Source organism: Exiguobacterium artemiae 255-15 (assembly GCF_000019905.1).
Classification (GTDB): Bacteria; Bacillota; Bacilli; order Exiguobacteriales; family Exiguobacteriaceae; genus Exiguobacterium_A; species Exiguobacterium_A artemiae.
Window position 1 is genome coordinate 929,155 of record NC_010556.1, and the last position, 19,763, is coordinate 948,917.

A 19,763-nucleotide genomic window follows, 5' to 3' on the forward strand; every position below is an offset into this window, starting at 1 on the left:
AGTTATGACGATGAAGTGGTTACTGGGTGTAGATATCGGCGGAACGACGGTCAAGATGGCGATTTTAGACTTACAAGGAATTATCGTGGAAAAATGGGAAATCGAAACGGTTATCTTAAATGATGGGGAACAAATTCCGGGAGACATCGCCCATTCTTTCTTTGAAAAATGCCAGCAAAGCAATAAACGCGTTGAAGATTTTGTTGGAGCCGGAATCGGGGCACCGGGATTCATCGACTTTAACACGGGTGTCGTCGAAAAAGCGGTCAATATCGGTTGGAACAATTTCGAACTCGTCGGAGAATTCGAGCGTTTAACCGGATTACCGGCAGTGATCGAGAATGACGCGAACGCAGCAGCAATCGGTGAGATGTGGAAAGGGGCCGGAAGCGGAGCGACAGAACTGCTTGCCGTTACACTCGGAACCGGGGTCGGAGGCGGATTGATCACAAACGGTCAAATCGTTCACGGTACAGTCGGTATGGCCGGTGAAATCGGTCATATCACAATGTTGCCGGAAGGTGGTGTCATGTGTGGTTGCGGTCGTAAAGGGTGTTTGGAAACGATTGCTTCCGCAACAGGTGTCGCCCGGCTTGGTCTTGAAAAACGAAAAGGACAGGTCACTTCTTTGAACGACATCAAAGCGGTTACGGCAAAAGATGTGTTTGAAGCGTATTCGCAAGGGGATACGGTAGCGAACGAGGTCGTGGAAGAAGTAACGTTCCACCTTGGACTCGCCATTTCGAATTTAGCCAACAGCTTTAATCCTGAAATCATCGTCATTGGCGGCGGCGTTTCAAAAGCAGGCGAGGCGCTGATGGCTCCATTACAAGAGACATTTAAGCGATTTGCTTTGCCGCGGGTCTTCGGATCAACGACCTTCAAAATCGCTGAACTGGGTAATGACGCAGGTGTCATCGGCTGTGCTTGGTTGGCGAAACAAATGTTTCTGAAAAAATAATAAGTAAATGTTTTAAAAAAAAGATTCGATATTTTGAATCTTTTTTTTATTTACAAACGTAATAAAAGTATGTGAATGTAAAGTATCGACCGGATTCCGGTTGCATTTTTGTAAAAGTAAGCGTAAAATTTTCACGTGATACGGGTATAAATAGATTAAGACATGTAAGACGTGTAAAAGTTCAATCAAAAAGGACACACGTATATTAGGAGGCAGGTTTTTATGCAGCAAGACTCAAGCATCTGGTCGCGTATGCGGCTAAAGCTGGGTCAAGGTGTACGCAGTACGTATAAGGAGCACAAGCTCTTTTGGATTGCGACACTTCTGATTTGGTTAAAAACATATTTGGCGTATACGCTCTTTTTTAATGTGCCGGTCACCAATTCGGCCCAGGCATTCATCTTACTGATCAATCCAATCAGTTCGGCACTGTTTATGTTTGGATTCAGTTTCTTCTTCCGCGGAAACGTTCAAAAATGGTTCATCTACGGAACTCTTGTCGTTGCGACACTTGTTCTGTATGCGGATATCATTTTCTTCCGTTTCTTCAATGACTATTTGACATTACCGGTTCTGTTCCAGACATCGAACGCAGAGACAGTATCCGCTTCACTAACTTCATTATTGTCATGGGCAGATTTGCTGATTGTCGGTGACTTGTTGATTCTTCCATTCTTCCTTCGAAAAATGGATATGTCGAAAAATATTGCATCACGCGGACGTGCGATTCTCGCTTTCGTCGCAGCAACAGCCGTTTTCCTTGGGAACCTGGCACTTGCTGAAACAGAACGGCCGGAACTATTGACACGTGCGTTTGACCGCGAGCTTCTCGTTAAAAATATCGGGACGTTTAACTTCCATATGTACGATGCGTTGATCCAGTCAAAAACGTCAGCACAAAAAGCAATGGCGGACAGCTCGGAGCTCTCTGAAGTGCAAGGGTTTGTAGATTCTAAGTACGCTGAACCGAACCCGGCGATGTTTGGGAAGTATAAAGGGAAAAACGTCATCGTGATTTCATTTGAGTCAGCTCAATCGTTTGCTGTCGGCTTAAAAGCACCGAATGGGCAGGAAGTCACACCTAACCTTAATAAACTGATCAAAGACTCGCACTATTGGGATAATTTCTATCACAATACTGGACAAGGAAAAACATCGGACGCCGAGTTTATCTTGGAAAACTCGATTTATCCACTCGGTCGTGGATCCGCATTCTTTACAAATGGAGAAAATGAATTCCGCGCCACACCTGAGATGTTAAAAGAAGACGGTTATTATTCAGCTGTTTTCCATGCAAACAACAAGTCATTCTGGAACCGTGATATTGTTTACAACAGTTTCGGAGTGGACCGTTTCTTCTCGGAAACAGATTACGATTTAGGTAATCCGGAAGATTTAACAGAGTGGGGCTTACTGGACGATAAGTTCTTTGAGCAATCGTTACCGATGCTGAAAGATCTTCCGCGCCCGTTCTACTCGAAGTTCATCACGTTGACGAACCATTATCCGTTTGAAATGCCCAAACCGGAAGATGAACTCGTACCGCCGCTTGAAACGAGTTCGACGACATTAAATCATTATGTTCAAGCACTCGCTTATCAAGACATGGCGCTCGGTAAGTTCATCGAAGGATTAAAGAAAGACGGCACTTGGGATGATACGATTTTCATGGTATACGGTGATCATTACGGAATCTCGACGAATCACAATGCTGCGATGGCGGAATTGTTGAAAAAAGACGAGTTAACACCGTATGATGTTGCTCAATTACAACGTGTACCGTTCTTGATCCACTTACCTGGACAAGACAAAGGTGTCAAACACGATGAGGTCGCAAGTCAAATTGATATCAAGCCGACGTTGTTAAATCTGCTCGGTTACGATTTCAAAGATGAAGTATTGTTCGGAACGGATCTGTTCTCGAAAGAACATAAAGATTATGCGTTGTTCCGGGACGGTTCTGTCGTAACGGATAAGACAGTCTACACGCAAGAGACATGTTATGACCGTAAGACCGGTGAAGAAGTCACAGACGAGAAAGACGGCGCTATCTGTAAAGAGTCCGTCAAACAGTCTGAGAAAGAACTCGGTTTATCGGATAAAGTCATCTATGGTGATCTGTTACGTTTCCTTCAAACTTCTAAATAATTTAAAAGACGGGGACGATGTGTAATCGTTCCCGTCTTTTTTTTGAGGTATTACTTCCACACTGTCAGGCTACAAAAAAGGTCAGCACTCCGATTTGGAATGCTGACCTTTTTTGTGTAAACCATGATTATGACGGAATTCCGCCGAAAATCAATGTCGCAATACCAAACCAACCGAATAAGATAACAGTCAGTCCAGCAAATACGAGTGGAAACATTTGACGTTTCTTAAGTGAACGCAAGACGGCCCACACGCCGACGAGTGCAACGATAAAGAAAAGCCAACCGATTGGTTGATCCAAATGCATGACGTATTCCCCCTTAAAAATCACGTTATGAAGTTCACGAAGATTTCACTTAAATCTCACTTTTTAGTTTAGCCGACTGAGCGAATAAAGTCGAGAGGGGGGACGACGAACTTTCGACAATTTCGTGTATAGTAGAGAAGAATATCAACAAAGGAGTTTGATGAGATGGAAATCGTAAGTATTACTTCAGGTATGGCTTCGGAAAACGGCTATCTTCTTTTTAAAGAAGGAAAATGTTTAGTGATTGATCCGGGAACGGAAGATATGCGTTTTTTTGATGAAATTGAAAAACGCGATGCTAAGGTCGAAGCCATTCTTTTAACACATGCCCACTTCGATCATATTGGCGGTGTCGATATGTTGCGGCGTTTTACGTCGGCTCCGGCATACATTCATCCAAATGAAACGAAATGGTTGTCGAATCCGAATCTGAATGGATCGATTAAGTTCAACATGCCGCCATTAAAGGTGAAGCCGGCAGAACAATTGTTGGTAAGCGGTTCTTTGGAAATTGGTCCGTTTCAGTTTCATGTTTTGGAAACACCGGGACACTCACCGGGCAGTGTGACGTTTTATTTTAAAAAAGAGCAGGTTGCATTTGCAGGGGATCTGATTTTTAAACGAAGTGTCGGTCGAACGGACCTGGAAGGCGGCGATCAAGACGTACTGATGCGGTCCATCGATCGTGTCATTGCAGAAATACCGCACGATACAACATTTTATCCGGGACATGGACCGGAAACGACGTTACGTCAGGAAATCAAGCACAATCCTTTTTTCTGAAGAAATGAAAAAATCCCTCGTCTTCATTCGAAGGCGAGGGATTTTTGTTCACATTTGGAAGTTGGACCAATACGTGAAGACGATAAAGAATACTGTTAAGTACGCTGCAAAAATGTAGACATACGTTTTTTCAGTTAGGCGAAGATAGCCTAATGCTGCAAAAAATACTGTTTGTGCCAAGAAGACGAAGCCCATAACTAAAAATGAATCCGTATGTTCACTTGAGCTGGCATCTCCACCTAGAGCGCCGATAAATGCCATGACTGCAATGATGCCAGTCCAAAATCCGAGTACGCGGTACATTCTCCCCATTCATATAACCCCCTAAATCCGACAGATAGTCAATATACGTACTTATTTTACCAAGCAAACAATCATCCGTCCATCATGTTCTAGTGTTTGTTAAGGAATAACTGTGAACAAAAGATGAAGTTTGAAAAAAACTTGTACAATAGTTGTACAAAAGGTGTACAAAAGGAAGAATGCGTGGTATAGTTTCTGTAATGAAAAGCGTAGATTTTGAGAGGAGGAGCAATAATGGCGAATGAGTTGATATTTTTCACGTATCCAAGCTGTACATCTTGTCGTAAAACGAAATCATGGTTAAAAGAGGAACATGTTGATGTAGAGGAACGTCATCTGTTCAGAAATGCTCCAACAGTAGATGAGTTGATGGAATTGCTTAAACTTTCAACAGATGGAATCGAAAGTTTACTGGCGACACGCAGCCAAGCATTTAAAGATTTGGGAATTGATGTCGATGACATGAAATTAAGCGAACTACTTCGTTTGATGAGTGACAATCCAAAATTGTTACGCCGTCCAATCATTACTGACGGTAAACAACTTGTAATCGGATACGATAAACCAGGACTCGAGACACTTGCGAAACGTAAAAACCGAATTATTGCCCAAGTATCTTAAAGAAGCCGATTTGTTTCGGCTTCTTTTTTTTTGTATTTTTTGATTAAGGAGGTGTTGGGTTGAGAGAACAGATCAGTCAATTGATTCACCAATTTGAAACGGTTGGAGCGACCGATGTGCATTTTATTCCAGGTGACCAAACGGCACAAGTCATCTGTCGGGCGAATGGCGGGTTAAACGAACAATCCTCGATACCGATTGACCAGTACCGGTCGATCGTCAGTCACGTTCGCTATGAAGCCAACCTAAAGGAACAGAATGAACGAATTCCTCAAAGCGGTCTTTATCCTCTGGAAGAGAACGGGATGCGTGTTTCCATCTTACCGAGCCGATATGGTGATGCCATGTCCTGGCGATTTTACCGGGCGGTCGTGTCTGACAAAGTTGCGGCCGGTTTGCTTGATCCTGAAGACGATTTAATCTGGATGAAACAACAAACACATGGATGCATTATCATTTCGGGCACGACAGGAGCGGGGAAAACGACGATGCTTTACTCGTTGATGGCCTCGATGGAAGGGAAACGGATTATTTCGGTCGAAGATCCGATCGAATGCAGCGTACCGGGAATTTTACAGCTGGAGTTAAATGCGAAGGCTGGTTTTGATGCGACCCGGTGCTTTGAAGAAATTCTCCGGGCTGATCCGGACTGGATTGCTTTTGGTGAGGTGAGAACGGCGGAAGCGGCACGATTGACCATCAATGCGGCACTGAGCGGTCATGTCGTGTTGTTTACGCTACATGCAGGATCGATTGCTGAGGCGATGCTGCGATTAAGGACATTAGGTATAACGAAAGAAGAATTATCAGTATGCAAAAAAATCATTCATCTATATCGGGAGGAGGGGAACGTGCGCTGTACCGTCGAAAACTTACAAGCGCTAGCAAAGGTCGGTTCTTAAATCGATTCCATCGCCTCTTGTCAAAAGGAATCTCAACAAAAGAGGCACTCGATATACTGATTCGTTTTGAAGACCCTTTGCTTATTCCGGTCATTCGTGAGATTCAAGAACGATTACAACAGGGCAACCGGCTTTCGTTTGCCCTCGAACCGTTAAACCTGCCGACCGCGTTACAACAATTACTTAGAGTAGGAGATCAAACGGAACGTCCGCTGATGATTTTACGACAAGTCATCCGATTACTTGAGCTTGAAAGTCAGATGAAAAAGAAGTTTTGGAAGATGGCCCGTTATCCAATTGTCTTGGCTGTCAGTCTGCTGTTGCTATTCATGTTTTATGCCCTCTACGTATTTCCTTCCCTGCTCGAGATGTCGAATCCGGCTACCTTACCTCCGTTCGTCCGTCCCCTCATTCATCCTTCCGCCAAATACGTCATGGCATTTGCTCCGCTGACAACGATGGTCGGACTGATTCTTCTGATCCGCCGTATACCGATAAAACGACTGTTGCGGATGAAGATGATTCAAAAAATGCTTCGTTTGTATTACAGCTATCTGTTTACAATCGAGGTCGGCTCCTTCATCGATGCCGGATTTTCATTGGAAGAAGCTTTTCATGCCTTGGAACAAGGGCAAACCGGTAAAAAGAAACAGATGTACCAGATGTTGCATCACCGTCAAAAAAGCGGTCAACCATTATCGGAAGCGATGCAGGATGAAAACATCATTGATGTTGAAACTGTCGGATTGGTTCATATTGCACGGGAAAGTGGTGATTTAGGCCCTTTATTACTGGAACAGGCAGCATTGTTACATGAATCGATTGAGGAAGAAGTCGAAAAGAAACTGTTGCTGATTGAACCGGCATTGTACGGAGGATTAACCGTGATGACAGGCACACTATTCTTGATTCTGTATTATCCGATCCAACTCGCGATTCAGCAACTTCCATTTTAAAGAGACGAGGAGTCGATTAAATGAAACGGTTTATTCAAAATCAACGAGGGTTTACATTGCTCGAAATGGCAGCTGTCCTGCTGATCATTTCTTTGCTTTTACTCGTATTGATTCCGACGATGACGAGCGGGAAAGATCAGGCGAAAGGAGTCAGTTGCGAAGCAAACATCCGTGTCATCCGTTCCGAAGTAAATCTTTACTATGCCAAGGAGAAAAAATATCCAGAATCACTGCAAACCATCAATCGAGGAACGGCGGAAAAACCGAACGAGCTTGCTTGCGATCAGGAGACCTATACGTATGATGCGAAGACTGGGGAACTTACGAAAGTCAAATGACGGATTTACATTAATTGAGATGACGGTTGTCCTCGTAATGATCGGATGCCTGTTAGTGTTACTGTTGCCGACCGTCATTGAGCGGCGGCCGGCCTTGTATACGTTGGAACAGGACATTGGAATACTCGAGCAGGATATCCAAACACTTCGACTGATTCAGTATTCTAAAACGAGTGACCAGAATCAGATGCAGCTTCGTTGGAAAAATGACGGGAAAGGTTATTTGGTCATGGCGAATGACCGGCTGTTATGGCAACGGACGTTTCAACCGGGGCATTCCTGTGTCGTACCTTCAAACGGACGGATCATTTATTTTAAAAGTTATCATTCGACGTATGCCTCGACCTGGGTCTGTCAATCGACGACACAAGCATTTGAAATCAAATTTTTACTCGGCAACTATCAGATGCTGATTCAAAAATTGAGGTGAAAACCGTGAAAAATATAAGTGTTCAGCAACAGGGATTCACACTCCTTGAAGTCGTCTTGTCAATGGTTGCCATCGCGTTTTTCCTGATACTCGCAATCGATCCTGTGTTGTCTGTTCAAAAGCAGAAAAATCAATTGCTGGTCGAAACGCGGCGGCTCGATCAAATGGCATCCGATCAAATTGCAGAAAAAAGAACGGGATACGATATCCGGGAAGGGATGTGGTGTAGTGAGGGGCTCTGTTTGGCGAGCTCAATCCGGAACGACACTCCTCGAAATTTCGTTGGTCCTTTGGCTGAGCCCGCTCTTATTGATTAGTCTGATTGCTATGACACAAATCGTCAGTACCGCACATCAGGAACAACGGATGGATGAAGAGTTATTTTTTCATACGATTGAACGGCTGATGTGGCGAAGTACTTCTTGTGAGAAGCAGGGGGATGAGGTTCACGGCGTGGACGTCGATCCGGAAGAGGAGCCGATCAAGTGGCGGCTCGTCCGTGTCCAAAATCAAATCCGATTAAAAAAAGAATTTGGAGGCGAACTGACTTATGCCCACGATGTAACGCATTATCAGGTCCGGCAGGAAGGACGGACGCTGATTTTCGAGCTCAATCAGCGTCAACGAACCGTTCAGTGCAAGAACACGGGTTCATCCTGATTCAAACCTTGTTACTCCTGCTCGGGATAGGTGTGGCCATCTTGTTAGGCTGTCATCAGATGGATGAAGCGGTCAAGCAGATTCAACTGGAGAAAGAGGCGTTACAACTCGAGTCGCTGGTACGAGCCGCGACGGACGACTGCCGTCAAGATGAAACCGTTCGGTATCCGATTGGCCGGGTTATCTGTACACGGACAGATAAAGGCTTTAAAATGGAAGCGATACTAGATAACGGACAGAGAATCGAGGCGGTCGTTTCGAATGGATAAGGTTTATTTGATTGGTTTTATGGGAACTGGTAAAACAGCGATTGGACGTCACCTTCAGACACGTTACGATGTCGAGGAACTGGATGAACGCTTCGTCCAGGAATACGGTTCGATTACGGATTTCTTCGCAAAATACGGCGAAACAGGATTTCGGGATCGGGAAGTCGAATTGTTACGGAACAGCGAAGCAGAGATTGTCATCACGGGAGGCGGAATTATCGAGCGTTTGGAAAATCGGACGCTCATGCAAGAATCGGGACTCATCATCTGGATTGATACGCCGTTCCATCTGGTCTGGAATCGGATCAGGACAGATCCATCCCGTCCACTTGTCAAATCACGGATGACAGTCGAAAAGTTATTTCGGAGACGGCGTCCCGTTTACGCACGGTTGGCCAATATCCGCTTGGACGGAACAAAAACCGTCCGCGAACTGGCAAAAGAAATTGAATCGATACTGGAGGAGAATGTATGATTTGGATCAATCTTGGAATTATCGTCTTAGCCATCATCGGTCTGGTGATTTTCGGGTTAAGCTTATACAAGAAGAAAATTTCAAAAGATGTGGCAGTGCTCAAACAACTGCTGGAACGTTTTTCAATTCGTCAACAAACGTTGCAGACGGGCATTGATCATACGACAAGCCGGATCGATCAAATTAAAGGAAACATTGATCATTTGGTCGCGGAAGGGAAGCGTGTCGAGCAAGGAGGACGTCAACTCATTGCTGAAGGGCAACGTCTTAAAACAGAAGTTGAACATACTGCCGGACTCAAACCATTTTGAAATGGCTTTCATCGGCTGAATATGAAACAATAGGAGAGAAGGGACTTTGTCCTTTCTCTCTTTCCTTTTGTTCAATTTCCGAATAAACCTAGAATAAAAGATTCGAAATTGGTAGAATGTAATTGAAAGTTGAACAATAAAGAGAAAAGGAATTGAAAATGTTCGTAATTAGGGGGAAAAGTATGAGTCAGACGACATTGAAGAGAACGCCATTGTTCGACATCATTGCACCAACGGGGAAAATGGTCGATTTTGCAGGGTTTGAAATGCCAGTTCTGTTTTCATCCATCAAGGAAGAGCATACAGCGGTGCGGGAACGTGTCGGGATGTTTGATGTATCCCATATGGGCGAGTTATTTGTTTCCGGATCAGATGCGTTAGCGTTTTTGCAACAGACGCTGTCGAATGATATCTCGAAGATTGCGATCGGACAGGCTCAATACAACGTCTTATGTCAAGAAGACGGCGGGACAGTAGACGATTTGTTGGTATATCGTTTGGACGAACAGGATTACCTGCTCGTCGTCAATGCATCCAACATCGAGAAAGATGAAGCACACTTACGTCAGTATCTGACGGGGGACGTGTTGCTTGAAAATCAATCGGATGCCTACGGTCAAATTGCCGTTCAAGGTCCAAAAGCTGTTGAAGTGTTGCAGGAACTGACGGCACTCAAGCTGGAAGACATCAAATTTTTCCGCTTTGCGCAAGGAGAATTGGCTGGAGTCGAGATGCTTGTATCACGCAGCGGTTATACAGGGGAAGACGGCTTCGAATTGTATATGCCGTCAGCAGACGCATCAGCGGTCTGGAATGCGTTATTGGAAGCGGATGTCGTACCGTGTGGGCTGGGTGCCCGGGATACGTTACGATTTGAAGCCTGCCTGCCGTTATACGGACACGAGTTATCAGCGACGATTTCACCGATTGAAGCAGGGATGGGATTTGCCGTTAAACCGCAAGTGAAGTCGTTTGTCGGATCGGAAGTCTTGGTGAAACAGAAAGAAGACGGACCGCGTCGTCAATTGATTGGTCTTGAACTGACGGATAAAGGGATCGCTCGTCAAGATGCTCCTGTTTTGGTAAATGGGGAAACTATCGGATTCGTTACGACGGGTACATTACCACCGACAATTGGTAAAGCCATTGCGTTAGCACTTGTGCCGACGGAATATGCGACCGAGGAAACATTTGAAATCGAAGTACGCGGAAAAAAACTGGCAGCAAAACGAATTGATACGCCATTCTATCGCCGGAGCAAATAAGGGGGACATAAAAGATGGATTTTCGTTATTTACCGATGACGCAAGAAGATGAAAAAGAAATGTTACAGACGATTGGTGCAGACTCGATAGAAGACCTGCTTGCCGATATTCCGGCAAGTGTACGCGACCAAGGGACGTTGGAAGAAGTGGGCATTCCGTTACCGGAAACTGACTTGATTCGAACGCTCTCGAAACTTGCCGATCAAAACATGAATACGAAACAGTACCCGTCGTTCCTCGGTGCCGGCATTTATGACCACTATGCACCGGCTGTCGTCAACCATATGTTACTCCGGTCTGAGTTCTACACGGCGTACACGCCGTATCAGCCTGAAATTTCGCAAGGGGAGCTGCAGGCAATCTTCGAGTACCAAACGATGATCTGTGAACTGACAGGAATGGATGTCGCGAACTCTTCCATGTATGACGGGATCACCGCACTGGCTGAAGCGGCGATGCTTGCCTGTGCCCACAAGAAGAAAAAAACAATCGTTCTCTCGGATGGTGTCCATCCGGAAGCACACGATGTCGTACGGACATATGCAAACGGTCCCGGGCTTGAAGTGGAGACGCTGCCGCTCGTGAATGGGGAAACGGCGATTGCGAACCTGGATGCACTGGAGGATGTCGCCTGCGTCATCGTACAGTATCCGAACTTCTATGGACGTGTCGAAGACTTACAGGCACTGGCGGACGCGACACATGCGAAAGGCGGTCTATTCATTGTCTCGGCCAATCCGCTTGCGCTCGGTTTGTTAGAGGCGCCTGGTAAGCTCGGCGCCGACATTACGATCGGGGACTGCCAACCATTCGGTATTCCGCAGAGCTTCGGTGGACCGACATGTGGATACTTCACGACGACAAAAGCCTTGATGCGAAAAATTCCGGGACGTCTTGTCGGTCAGACAGTCGATGAGGACGGAAAACGCGGGTTCGTCCTGACGTTACAAGCACGTGAGCAACACATACGTCGTGATAAAGCGACTTCGAATATCTGTTCGAACCAGGCCTTAAACGCTTTGGCTGCATCAATTGCAATGAGTGCACTGGGAAAACGCGGAATCCGTGAACTGGCAACCCGCAACCTCCAGACGGCCTACGCCTTGAAAAAATCATTGATTCAAGCAGGCTTCCACATCGTGGACGACGGTCCGAGCTTCAATGAATTTGTGGTGGAATTGCCAATTGATGCGACAGAAGCCGGCAAACAGTTGTTGCAAGCCGGGATCATCGGTGGACTGCCGCTTGGTACGTTCGACGAAAGCCGGAGCAACCAAATGCTCGTTTGTGCGACTGAACTACGGACAAAAGAAGAATTGGATCAATTCGTGACTGCGTTAGGAGGACTGACTCATGCATAAAACTAGTGAACAGACATTGATTTTTGAAATCTCAAAAGCCGGTCGTGTCGCCTACAGTTTACCGCTTCCGACGGTTGATGAAGTAGCGGCGGAAGAATTACTGCCTGCCCATTTGCTGCGCCAGGAAGACGTCGAGTTGCCGGAAGTGTCCGAACTCGATCTTGTCCGTCACTATACAGCGCTTTCGAACCGAAATCACGGGGTCGATTCCGGTTTCTATCCGCTTGGTTCATGTACGATGAAATACAATCCGAAAATCAATGAAGATATGGCACGTCTCCCTGGATTCGCCCATATCCACCCGTTGCAACCGGTTGAGAGCGTTCAAGGGGCTCTCGGACTGATGTACGATTTACAAGAAAAACTTGCGGTCATTACCGGTATGGACGAAGTGACGTTGCAACCGGCAGCGGGAGCGCATGGTGAGTGGACGGGATTAATGTTGATCAAAGCTTATCACCATGCCCGGGGTGATTTTAAACGGACGAAAGTTCTCGTCCCGGACTCCGCCCACGGAACAAATCCGGCATCGGCTTCTGTCGCTGGTTTTGATACGGTGACCGTCTTATCTGACGAGCGCGGATTAGTTGACCTAGCTGACCTAAAGAGTAAAGTCGGGGAAGATACGGCCGCATTGATGCTGACGAACCCGAATACGCTCGGTCTGTTTGAGTCGGATATCGTTGAGATTGCGAAAGCGGTCCATGAAGCCGGAGGAAAACTGTACTATGACGGCGCGAATTCAAATGCAATCATGGGAATTGCACGTCCGGGAGACATGGGCTTTGATGTCGTCCACTTGAATCTCCATAAGACGTTTACGGGCCCTCACGGCGGCGGCGGTCCGGGTTCAGGTCCGGTCGGTGTCAAAAAAGATTTGATTCCGTATCTGCCAAAACCGATTGTTGCCAAGACAGCAGAAGGTTTTGTACTCGATTACGACCGTCCGGAATCAATCGGACGTGTCAAACCGTTCTACGGAAACTTCGGTATCAACGTTCGGGCCTACAGTTATATCCGGACAATGGGAGGCGCAGGACTTGCCCGCGTTTCAAAAGAAGCCGTCTTGAATGCCAATTATATGTTGGCACGTCTGAAAGGCGCATATGATGCCCCTTATGACGTCTATTGCAAACACGAATTTGTCCTGTCGGGCCGTCGTCAAAAAGCACTTGGGGTACGGACACTCGATATCGCAAAACGTCTGCTTGACTTCGGATATCATCCACCGACGATTTACTTCCCGTTGAATGTCGAAGAGTGTATCATGATCGAACCGACGGAAACCGAATCGAAAGAGACGCTTGATGACTTCTGTGATGCGATGCTCCAGATCGCAAAAGAAGTGGAAGAAACACCGGACGTCGTCTTGAACGCACCGCATACGACGGTCGTTAAACGAATGGATGAGACATTAGCGGCCCGCAAGCCGATTTTACGTTATCAGCCGAAACAAGAAGTACACGTTTAAACCAAAAAACCATCCCGCGTCTCAGTTGACGGGGATGGTTTTTGTTATGAAATAAGAGGAATCAGCTGCGTTTAACTTTTCCAGTCCACTGCTTGAAGCCGCCTTTAAGTTGATACAGATTTGTATAACCTGCTTTTTTCAGGACTTTGGCCGCTTGCGACGAACGCATGTTGCCTTGGCAGTACAAATAGATCGGCATGTCCTTGCGTAATTCTTTAGCACGCATTTTCATCTGACTGACCGGTATGTTACGGGCTCCGATGATATGTCCGCCTTTGAATTCCTGTGTCTCGCGGACATCCACGATTTGTGCTTTCCGGTAATTTGCCCGGAATTCTTCTTGTGAAAGTTTTGTAATTCCTTTGACCGGCATGAAGCGCCATATGATATAAGCGATCAAAGCCACCCATAATACGATCGTGATGATTGTACTGATTTCCATATCTAAGTTCCAACCCCTTCGTTCATATAACATCTTTACCATTATAGTAAACGAAATCGATTTCGGCAATCGACTCGTCGTTGCGCAGGATAGAAAGGGTCTGATACACTAATACGGAAACGTTTCTGGGGGTGTTCACTTGATCAGAGAGTGGCAAGTATTGACGACTGAAAGAATGGAACCGGCATTAAACATGGCAATTGATGAAGCTTTAATCGGTTTTGTCGGTCGCGGCGAAGTGGCACCGACACTTCGTTTTTATTCATGGGAACCAAGAGGGTTAAGTGTCGGTCATTTTCAACGGGCGACCAAAGATATTGACCGAAACCGGATCGAGGCGCTGGGGATTCCGATCGTTCGCCGGATGACCGGCGGCCGGGCCGTCCTGCATGCGGATGAATTGACGTACAGTGTGATTCTTCCCGAACAGATGGAAGGGGTCCCGAAAACCGTCATTGAAAGTTACCGGATGCTGACAGAAGGAATCCGTAAAGGGTACCATCATTTAGGCATTCCCGTTGAATTTTCGGTTCCGATGACAGAAGAAGAAAAAGAAGAATTACGAAAACCGAAGTCTGCCGTCTGTTTTGATGCGGCATCGTATTACGAACTTGCGGTCGGGAAACGAAAAGTGGCCGGAAGTGCACAAGTCCGGCATCAAGGAGTCGTGTTGCAACATGGTTCCGTTCCGCTGTCAGTGGATGAAGGGGAATTGTTTGATTGCTTTCTTTACGAAGATGAGACGATGCGTGAACGAATGAAAGCGCGATTTGCCGGAAAAGCGGTTGCCTTAAATGAGTTGGCGGGACGCTCCGTTTCATTCGAAGAAGTCCGCCTTGCCTTTGTAAAAGGATTTGAAGACGCACTTCAACTGACCTTCAGACCGCTGGAGTTCAACAGCACCCAATGGCAGGAAATTGAACGGTTAGCAGAGAAGTATCGTAGTGAAGAATGGAACTGGAAGCGCTAAAGAGATGGATTGGAAGGTGATGTCGTGCCGACTCCGAGTATGGAAGATTATTTAGAACAGATTTATATGTTGATTGAAGAAAAAGGATATGCCCGTGTGTCCGATATTGCAGAGCTGTTAGGCGTTCATCCGTCGTCTGTCACGAAGATGGTCCAGAAGTTAGACCGGGAAGAGTATCTGGTCTACGAAAAGTACCGCGGATTGATGCTGACGGCAAAAGGACGGAAAATCGGAAAACGTCTTGTCGAACGGCATGCGTTGTTGGAAGATTTTCTGCGCCTGGTCGGAGTAGATGAATCATTGATCTACAAAGACGTGGAAGGGATCGAACATCACATCAGTATTGAAGCGCTCGATAAGATCAACGGGATGATTCAATTTTTTGCCGAACGTCCTGAATTACAAGAAGAATTTCAAAAACACCAGCAAGTACACCCGGAAGAATAAGTGTACTTGTTTTTTTGTATGGAAATTCTTAAAAGACGAACGATATATAATAAAAAATCGTTATAGTACGGTTAATCGGCATCGAATATGCTATACTGACCGTGAAATCATCGAAGGGGGTGACGGATGGGGATCCATCCGGTTATGGAAATCGTGATTAAGGAAAAGTTGGTATCAGAGTCAGAACTTGCCGCCAAAGTAAAAGAACTTGCCGTTGCAATTGAACGTGATGCGGCAGGACGGCAAATTGTTTTAGTCGTCGTGTTAAAAGGATCGATGGTATTTGCTGCTGATTTAATGCGTGAAATCAAAGGTAGTGTCCAAATCGATACGGTTGCCTGTTCATCGTACGGGGCCAAAACCGTCTCGTCAGGACGCGTCCAGTTGAAAAAGGACTTGGATCTTGATGTCGAAGGGAAATACGTCGTCGTCATCGAGGATATCATCGATACCGGGCATACCTTAAGTTTCTTGTGTGAACACATGAAGCTGCATAAACCAGGTGTCTTGAAAATTTGTACGTTACTCGACAAGCCGGCACGACGAGAAGTACCGCTCGATGCCGATTATGTCGGATTTGAGATTCCCGATTATTTTGTGGTTGGTTATGGTATTGATTGTGCCGAGGAGTATCGGAATCTGCCATATGTGGGTTGGGTTGAAACGGATTAAAAAAACAGTAGCTATGTGCCTCGAAGGCGCACAGCTACTGTTGATTTGTTTAAAAAGCACGTTTTTTCTTTTTGCCTTTTTTTCCTTCGATGACAGTCAAATGTGGTGCTTTTGATCGGTCGCGAAGGGGGCGGACTTTACTAGAAGCAGCCGTTTTCGTTGTTTTAACCGGCTTCTTCTTAAAATCGGTCCGGCGGGGTGAAGGATTGTTTTTAGCGTACATTTTTTTAGACTGCGCAACAGATTTTCGATATTGAGAATTTGTGCTGCTGTTGACGCTGTTGCGTGTTAAAAATTTAAACAGCAGGAAGATGATTCCAGCTGTAATCGCAAAAAACAGTAATTGTGAAAACAGACTACCGGGATCATTGGCGAGCTTATATCCAAAGCCGACGAACGCAAACAGTAACACGACAAGTGCGAATGTAGAACCAATCCGTTGTCTAATCATATTATCACCCCTGTTATCAATTAACCAAGTGCATTCTCATGTAGGTTATGTTCCTGTTTTTCGAGTGCTTCAAACGCGTAAATCGCAACCTCGATCTGAGAATCATCCGGTTCTTTTGTCGTCAAGTACTGTAACCACAGGCCGGGCAAGGCGATGACGCGTAAACCTTTAATATTTTGGGCTTTATTTGTTAATTGTAAAACCTCGAAAGATAAACCGATGACGACAGGAAGTAACGCAATCCGGCAAACGAGACGTAACCATAACGGGTCGGTCGGGACGATTAAATAAACGAAAAAGCCGACGATGACGGTGAAAATCAAGAAACTTGAACCGCAACGGTAATGCAGGCGACTGCTGGTCCGGACGTTTTCGACCGTCAATGGCCTTCCGCTTTCGACACAGTTGATGACTTTATGTTCGGCACCGTGATATTGAAACAGCCGTTTGACGAGCGGAGTCAAGGAAATCAGATAAAGATAACTGAAAAGTAACGTCAACTTGATTACAGCTTCCAGTACATTTTGAATCACATGACCGGACAGCGCCGGGAAGTAACTGAACAGAGAAGCTAAAAAAGCCGGAAGTAGTGTAAACATCAGCTTTCCGAAAAAGAACGACAGTACACCGAGGACAGCGACACCAAGCCATTTCGTCAGTTGACCTTGGGAAGCCTCTTCCGGCTCTTCTTCCCCCGGATTGACCCCGTACCGGTCACTGGCAAAGTTCATATGACTTGCCCCGTTCGCGGACGATTCGACTAAGGCAAACAATCCGCGGATCAACGGGATTTTTTTACCGACGGCGATTCGTGGCCGGATCGGTTTTTTTTGTTCGAACGTTTCAATCGTATCGTCATTTCGACGAATGGCTGAGACGGCATGTGTGGCATTTTGGAACATGACCCCTTCGACGATGGCTTGTCCACCGACGGGCGCTTGAGCAGTTTTCATAGAGCAACGCATCCCATCTTCAAATAAAATATCGTGTACCGTCATTTTACTCGATTTAGGAGAAAAACACTATGCTCAGCTGTTAATAGCAGTCGAAAATTTAGGAGGCGGAAAACGACTTATGATACAATAATAGAGACAATCTGGAGGTGATGAAATGCAGATTTTAGTCTTGAATGGACCGAACTTGAATTTGCTCGGGACACGGGAACCGGATACATATGGGACGCAAACATTATCGGATTTGGAAAGTCTGGTCAGGACTCGTTTTAAAGATGTTGATTTTCAGTTCGCCCAGTCAAATCATGAAGGCGAACTGATCGACTATTTACACGGAGCGCGCGGATATGACGGAATCGTCTTCAATGCGGCGGCTTACACGCATACGAGTGTTGCGTTGCGTGATGCGATCGCGGCAATCGATGTACCGACGATTGAAGTTCATTTATCAAACGTTCATGCACGCGAAGCATTTCGGCATCATTCGATGCTTGCACCGGTTTGCCGAGGAGTCATCAGCGGATTAGGGATGACAGGTTACTTGCTCGCAATCGAAGCATTGATTCAACCGTCTACATAATCAAAGGGGGAAACAGACATGAAACATCGTATTGAAGCACTTCAAACAGCTCTTAAAGAACGTGATTTACCAGGTCTTCTTGTGACGAAGGCAGAAAATATCCGATATATTTCTGGATTCACCGGTTCGAGCGGTGCATGTCTCGTGACGGCTGAACAAGCTTATTTCGTGACGGATTTCCGTTACACGGAACAAGCGGCGGATCAAGTGAAGGGAATGGAAATCGTCCAAATTGAACGGTCGATCCCTGAAACGATGGGCGAATTGATGGCTGGAGCCCGTGTGCGTGCAGTTGGCGTTGAAAAAGATGCAATGACACTCGGCGCATTCGAAGCGTTCGATCAAGCATCTTCCGTGGAATTGGTTCCGACGACTGGAATCGTTGAAAACCTACGCTTGATTAAGGATTCGTCAGAGATTAAGATGATTAAGGAAGCGGTGGATTTAGCAGATGCGACGTTCCACCACATCTTGACGTATATTCAAGCTGGCCGTACAGAGCTTGAAGTCTCGAACGAACTCGAGTTCTTCATGCGTAAACACGGTGCGACGTCGTCGTCATTCGATACGATTGTTGCGTCTGGATATCGTTCAGCGTTGCCACACGGTGTCGCCAGTTCGAAAGTAATCCAGTCAGGTGAACTTGTGACGCTTGATTTCGGTGCATTGTTGAACGGATATGTTTCGGATATCACGCGTACTGTGGCCGTCGGACCGATCAGTCCGGAGTTACAAACGATTTACGATACAGTTCTCAAAGCGCAGCTCGCAGGCGTTGACGGGTTACGTCCGGGAATCACTGGAATTGAAGCAGACGCTTTGACGCGTGACATCATCAAGGATGCAGGATATGGGGAATATTTCGGTCATTCGACGGGGCATGGAATCGGGTTGGAAGTACATGAAGGACCAGGATTGTCATTCCGTTCTGAAACGAAACTGCAACCTGGGATGATCGTGACGGTTGAACCGGGCATTTACGTACCGCAAGTCGGAGGATGTCGGATTGAAGATGACGTCTTGATCACCGAGTCAGGGCGTGAAATTCTTTCGTCTTCACCAAAAGAACTCATCACACTGTAAAACGGCAAGATCAACATTTAGGAGGAACTTTTCATGGTATCAGTAAACGATTTAAAAACAGGACTTACAATTAAAACATCAGACGGAATGATTTGGCAGGTTCTTGAATTCCAACACGTTAAACCGGGTAAAGGGGCAGCATTCGTCCGGACGAAAATGCGTAACATCCGTAACGGAAACATTCAAGAGATGACATTCCGTGGTGGTGAACGTGTCGAGCGTGCCCACATCGAACGCAACAAAATGCAATATCTCTATCCGATGGGGGAAACATATGTCTTCATGGATACAGAATCATACGAACAACTTGAATTGACAACGGCTCAAGTTGAAGCGGCACTCCCGTTCCTTCTAGAAAACATGGAAGTTCAAATCGCGATCTACAACGGTGAAGTTCTCGGAATCGAATTGCCGAACACGATCGTTATGACGATTGTTGAAGCAGAGCCGGGCGTCAAAGGCGATACAGCTTCAAACGTTAAGAAAAATGCAACGGTTGAAACGGGACATATTATCCATGTACCACTCTTCATCGAAGCAGGAGAAAAAGTAACAGTTGATACACGTACTGGTGATTTCACAGGGCGTTACAACGGATAATCAA

The 19,763-nt window shown here is 46.0% G+C and carries 27 protein-coding genes; 22 read left to right on the plus strand and 5 right to left on the minus strand.

Annotation, left to right across the window (positions count from 1 at the left end):
* Positions 1-4: 4 nt before the first annotated feature.
* Positions 5-961: an ROK family glucokinase gene (locus EXIG_RS04705; protein ID WP_041261510.1), complete on the plus strand. Its 957-nt coding sequence runs from the start codon at positions 5-7 to the stop codon at positions 959-961.
* A 222-nt stretch (positions 962-1,183) separates the two neighbouring features.
* Positions 1,184-3,109, plus strand: a complete 1,926-nt coding sequence (locus EXIG_RS04710; protein WP_012369779.1) for an LTA synthase family protein — start codon at positions 1,184-1,186, stop codon at positions 3,107-3,109.
* A gap of 127 nt (positions 3,110-3,236) precedes the next feature.
* Here EXIG_RS04710 and EXIG_RS04715 read toward each other — a convergent pair whose 3' ends face one another.
* Complete coding sequence (locus EXIG_RS04715; protein ID WP_012369780.1) at positions 3,237-3,416, minus strand: DUF2759 domain-containing protein; 180 nt, start codon at positions 3,414-3,416, stop codon at positions 3,237-3,239.
* Positions 3,417-3,581: 165 nt separating this feature from the next.
* Here EXIG_RS04715 and EXIG_RS04720 point away from each other — a divergent pair, with 165 nt between their 5' ends.
* Positions 3,582-4,199 carry an MBL fold metallo-hydrolase gene (locus EXIG_RS04720; RefSeq protein WP_012369781.1) on the plus strand — a complete coding sequence of 206 codons (618 nt, stop codon included), beginning with the start codon at positions 3,582-3,584 and terminating at the stop codon, positions 4,197-4,199.
* A gap of 48 nt (positions 4,200-4,247) precedes the next feature.
* On the opposite strand, the gene EXIG_RS04725 is transcribed toward EXIG_RS04720, so the two are convergent.
* Entirely contained in the window at positions 4,248-4,511 is a 264-nt protein-coding gene (locus EXIG_RS04725) for a DUF2626 family protein (protein ID WP_012369782.1), read from the minus strand.
* A 225-nt stretch (positions 4,512-4,736) separates the two neighbouring features.
* On the opposite strand from EXIG_RS04725, the gene EXIG_RS04730 reads away from it, so the two are divergent.
* The 13 genes from EXIG_RS04730 (at position 4,737) to gcvPB (ending at position 13,561) form a co-directional block, all read left to right on the plus strand.
* Positions 4,737-5,123 (plus strand): Spx/MgsR family RNA polymerase-binding regulatory protein, encoded by a 387-nt coding sequence (locus tag EXIG_RS04730; protein ID WP_012369783.1) that lies wholly within the window; start codon positions 4,737-4,739, stop codon positions 5,121-5,123.
* Between the two features lie 59 nt (positions 5,124-5,182).
* The gene (locus EXIG_RS04735) at positions 5,183-6,025 is read left to right on the plus strand and encodes an ATPase, T2SS/T4P/T4SS family (RefSeq protein ID WP_012369784.1); all 843 of its coding nucleotides are present in this window, start codon (positions 5,183-5,185) and stop codon (positions 6,023-6,025) included.
* A gap of 17 nt (positions 6,026-6,042) precedes the next feature.
* Complete coding sequence (locus tag EXIG_RS04740) at positions 6,043-6,981, plus strand: type II secretion system F family protein (protein ID WP_012369785.1); 939 nt, start codon at positions 6,043-6,045, stop codon at positions 6,979-6,981.
* 20 nt (positions 6,982-7,001) lie between these two features.
* Positions 7,002-7,319, plus strand: a complete 318-nt coding sequence (locus tag EXIG_RS15565) for a competence type IV pilus major pilin ComGC (RefSeq protein WP_012369786.1) — start codon at positions 7,002-7,004, stop codon at positions 7,317-7,319.
* On the plus strand, positions 7,282-7,749 hold the full coding sequence (locus tag EXIG_RS04750; RefSeq protein ID WP_012369787.1) for a prepilin-type N-terminal cleavage/methylation domain-containing protein: 468 nt from the start codon (positions 7,282-7,284) through the stop codon (positions 7,747-7,749). The genes EXIG_RS15565 and EXIG_RS04750 overlap by 38 nt, the downstream gene beginning before the upstream one ends.
* 5 nt (positions 7,750-7,754) lie before the next feature.
* Complete coding sequence (locus EXIG_RS04755; RefSeq protein WP_012369788.1) at positions 7,755-8,066, plus strand: PulJ/GspJ family protein; 312 nt, start codon at positions 7,755-7,757, stop codon at positions 8,064-8,066.
* 10 nt (positions 8,067-8,076) lie between these two features.
* Positions 8,077-8,409, plus strand: a complete 333-nt coding sequence (locus EXIG_RS04760; protein ID WP_234944577.1) for a hypothetical protein — start codon at positions 8,077-8,079, stop codon at positions 8,407-8,409.
* Positions 8,410-8,441: 32 nt separating this feature from the next.
* Positions 8,442-8,678 (plus strand): hypothetical protein, encoded by a 237-nt coding sequence (locus EXIG_RS04765; RefSeq protein WP_234944578.1) that lies wholly within the window; start codon positions 8,442-8,444, stop codon positions 8,676-8,678.
* A complete protein-coding gene (locus EXIG_RS04770; protein ID WP_012369791.1) occupies positions 8,671-9,153 on the plus strand; it encodes a shikimate kinase in 483 nt (160 codons plus the stop codon). The genes EXIG_RS04765 and EXIG_RS04770 overlap by 8 nt, the downstream gene beginning before the upstream one ends.
* A complete protein-coding gene (locus EXIG_RS04775) occupies positions 9,150-9,464 on the plus strand; it encodes a hypothetical protein (RefSeq protein ID WP_012369792.1) in 315 nt (104 codons plus the stop codon). Before EXIG_RS04770 ends, EXIG_RS04775 begins: the two co-directional genes overlap by 4 nt.
* Before the next feature lie 182 nt (positions 9,465-9,646).
* Positions 9,647-10,729 carry a glycine cleavage system aminomethyltransferase GcvT gene (gene gcvT, locus EXIG_RS04780; protein WP_012369793.1) on the plus strand — a complete coding sequence of 361 codons (1,083 nt, stop codon included), beginning with the start codon at positions 9,647-9,649 and terminating at the stop codon, positions 10,727-10,729.
* 14 nt (positions 10,730-10,743) lie between these two features.
* Positions 10,744-12,090, plus strand: coding sequence for an aminomethyl-transferring glycine dehydrogenase subunit GcvPA (gcvPA, locus tag EXIG_RS04785; RefSeq protein ID WP_012369794.1), 1,347 nt, complete (start codon positions 10,744-10,746; stop codon positions 12,088-12,090).
* Positions 12,083-13,561 carry an aminomethyl-transferring glycine dehydrogenase subunit GcvPB gene (gene gcvPB, locus EXIG_RS04790; RefSeq protein WP_012369795.1) on the plus strand — a complete coding sequence of 493 codons (1,479 nt, stop codon included), beginning with the start codon at positions 12,083-12,085 and terminating at the stop codon, positions 13,559-13,561. The genes gcvPA and gcvPB overlap by 8 nt, the downstream gene beginning before the upstream one ends.
* Before the next feature lie 61 nt (positions 13,562-13,622).
* Here gcvPB and EXIG_RS04795 read toward each other — a convergent pair whose 3' ends face one another.
* Positions 13,623-14,003 (minus strand): rhodanese-like domain-containing protein, encoded by a 381-nt coding sequence (locus EXIG_RS04795; RefSeq protein WP_012369796.1) that lies wholly within the window; start codon positions 14,001-14,003, stop codon positions 13,623-13,625.
* 139 nt (positions 14,004-14,142) lie between these two features.
* On the opposite strand from EXIG_RS04795, the gene EXIG_RS04800 reads away from it, so the two are divergent.
* The 3 genes from EXIG_RS04800 (at position 14,143) to hpt (ending at position 16,092) form a co-directional block, all read left to right on the plus strand.
* Complete coding sequence (locus EXIG_RS04800; RefSeq protein ID WP_012369797.1) at positions 14,143-14,973, plus strand: octanoyltransferase LipM; 831 nt, start codon at positions 14,143-14,145, stop codon at positions 14,971-14,973.
* Between the two features lie 24 nt (positions 14,974-14,997).
* A complete protein-coding gene (gene mntR, locus EXIG_RS04805; RefSeq protein WP_012369798.1) occupies positions 14,998-15,420 on the plus strand; it encodes a transcriptional regulator MntR in 423 nt (140 codons plus the stop codon).
* 144 nt (positions 15,421-15,564) lie between these two features.
* Entirely contained in the window at positions 15,565-16,092 is a 528-nt protein-coding gene (hpt, locus tag EXIG_RS04810; protein WP_041261847.1) for a hypoxanthine phosphoribosyltransferase, read from the plus strand.
* A gap of 49 nt (positions 16,093-16,141) precedes the next feature.
* Here hpt and EXIG_RS04815 read toward each other — a convergent pair whose 3' ends face one another.
* On the minus strand, positions 16,142-16,543 hold the full coding sequence (locus tag EXIG_RS04815; RefSeq protein ID WP_012369800.1) for an SA1362 family protein: 402 nt from the start codon (positions 16,541-16,543) through the stop codon (positions 16,142-16,144).
* Between the two features lie 20 nt (positions 16,544-16,563).
* The gene (locus EXIG_RS04820) at positions 16,564-17,496 is read right to left on the minus strand and encodes a DUF1385 domain-containing protein (RefSeq protein WP_012369801.1); all 933 of its coding nucleotides are present in this window, start codon (positions 17,494-17,496) and stop codon (positions 16,564-16,566) included.
* A 157-nt stretch (positions 17,497-17,653) separates the two neighbouring features.
* Between EXIG_RS04820 and aroQ the strand changes: the two genes are divergently transcribed.
* From aroQ to efp, 3 genes are read left to right on the plus strand one after another with little or no spacing between them, the layout of a single operon-like run.
* On the plus strand, positions 17,654-18,076 hold the full coding sequence (aroQ, locus tag EXIG_RS04825; RefSeq protein ID WP_012369802.1) for a type II 3-dehydroquinate dehydratase: 423 nt from the start codon (positions 17,654-17,656) through the stop codon (positions 18,074-18,076).
* A gap of 18 nt (positions 18,077-18,094) precedes the next feature.
* Positions 18,095-19,159, plus strand: coding sequence for a M24 family metallopeptidase (locus EXIG_RS04830; protein WP_012369803.1), 1,065 nt, complete (start codon positions 18,095-18,097; stop codon positions 19,157-19,159).
* Between the two features lie 33 nt (positions 19,160-19,192).
* Positions 19,193-19,759, plus strand: coding sequence for an elongation factor P (gene efp, locus EXIG_RS04835; RefSeq protein ID WP_012369804.1), 567 nt, complete (start codon positions 19,193-19,195; stop codon positions 19,757-19,759).
* Positions 19,760-19,763 lie beyond the last annotated feature (4 nt).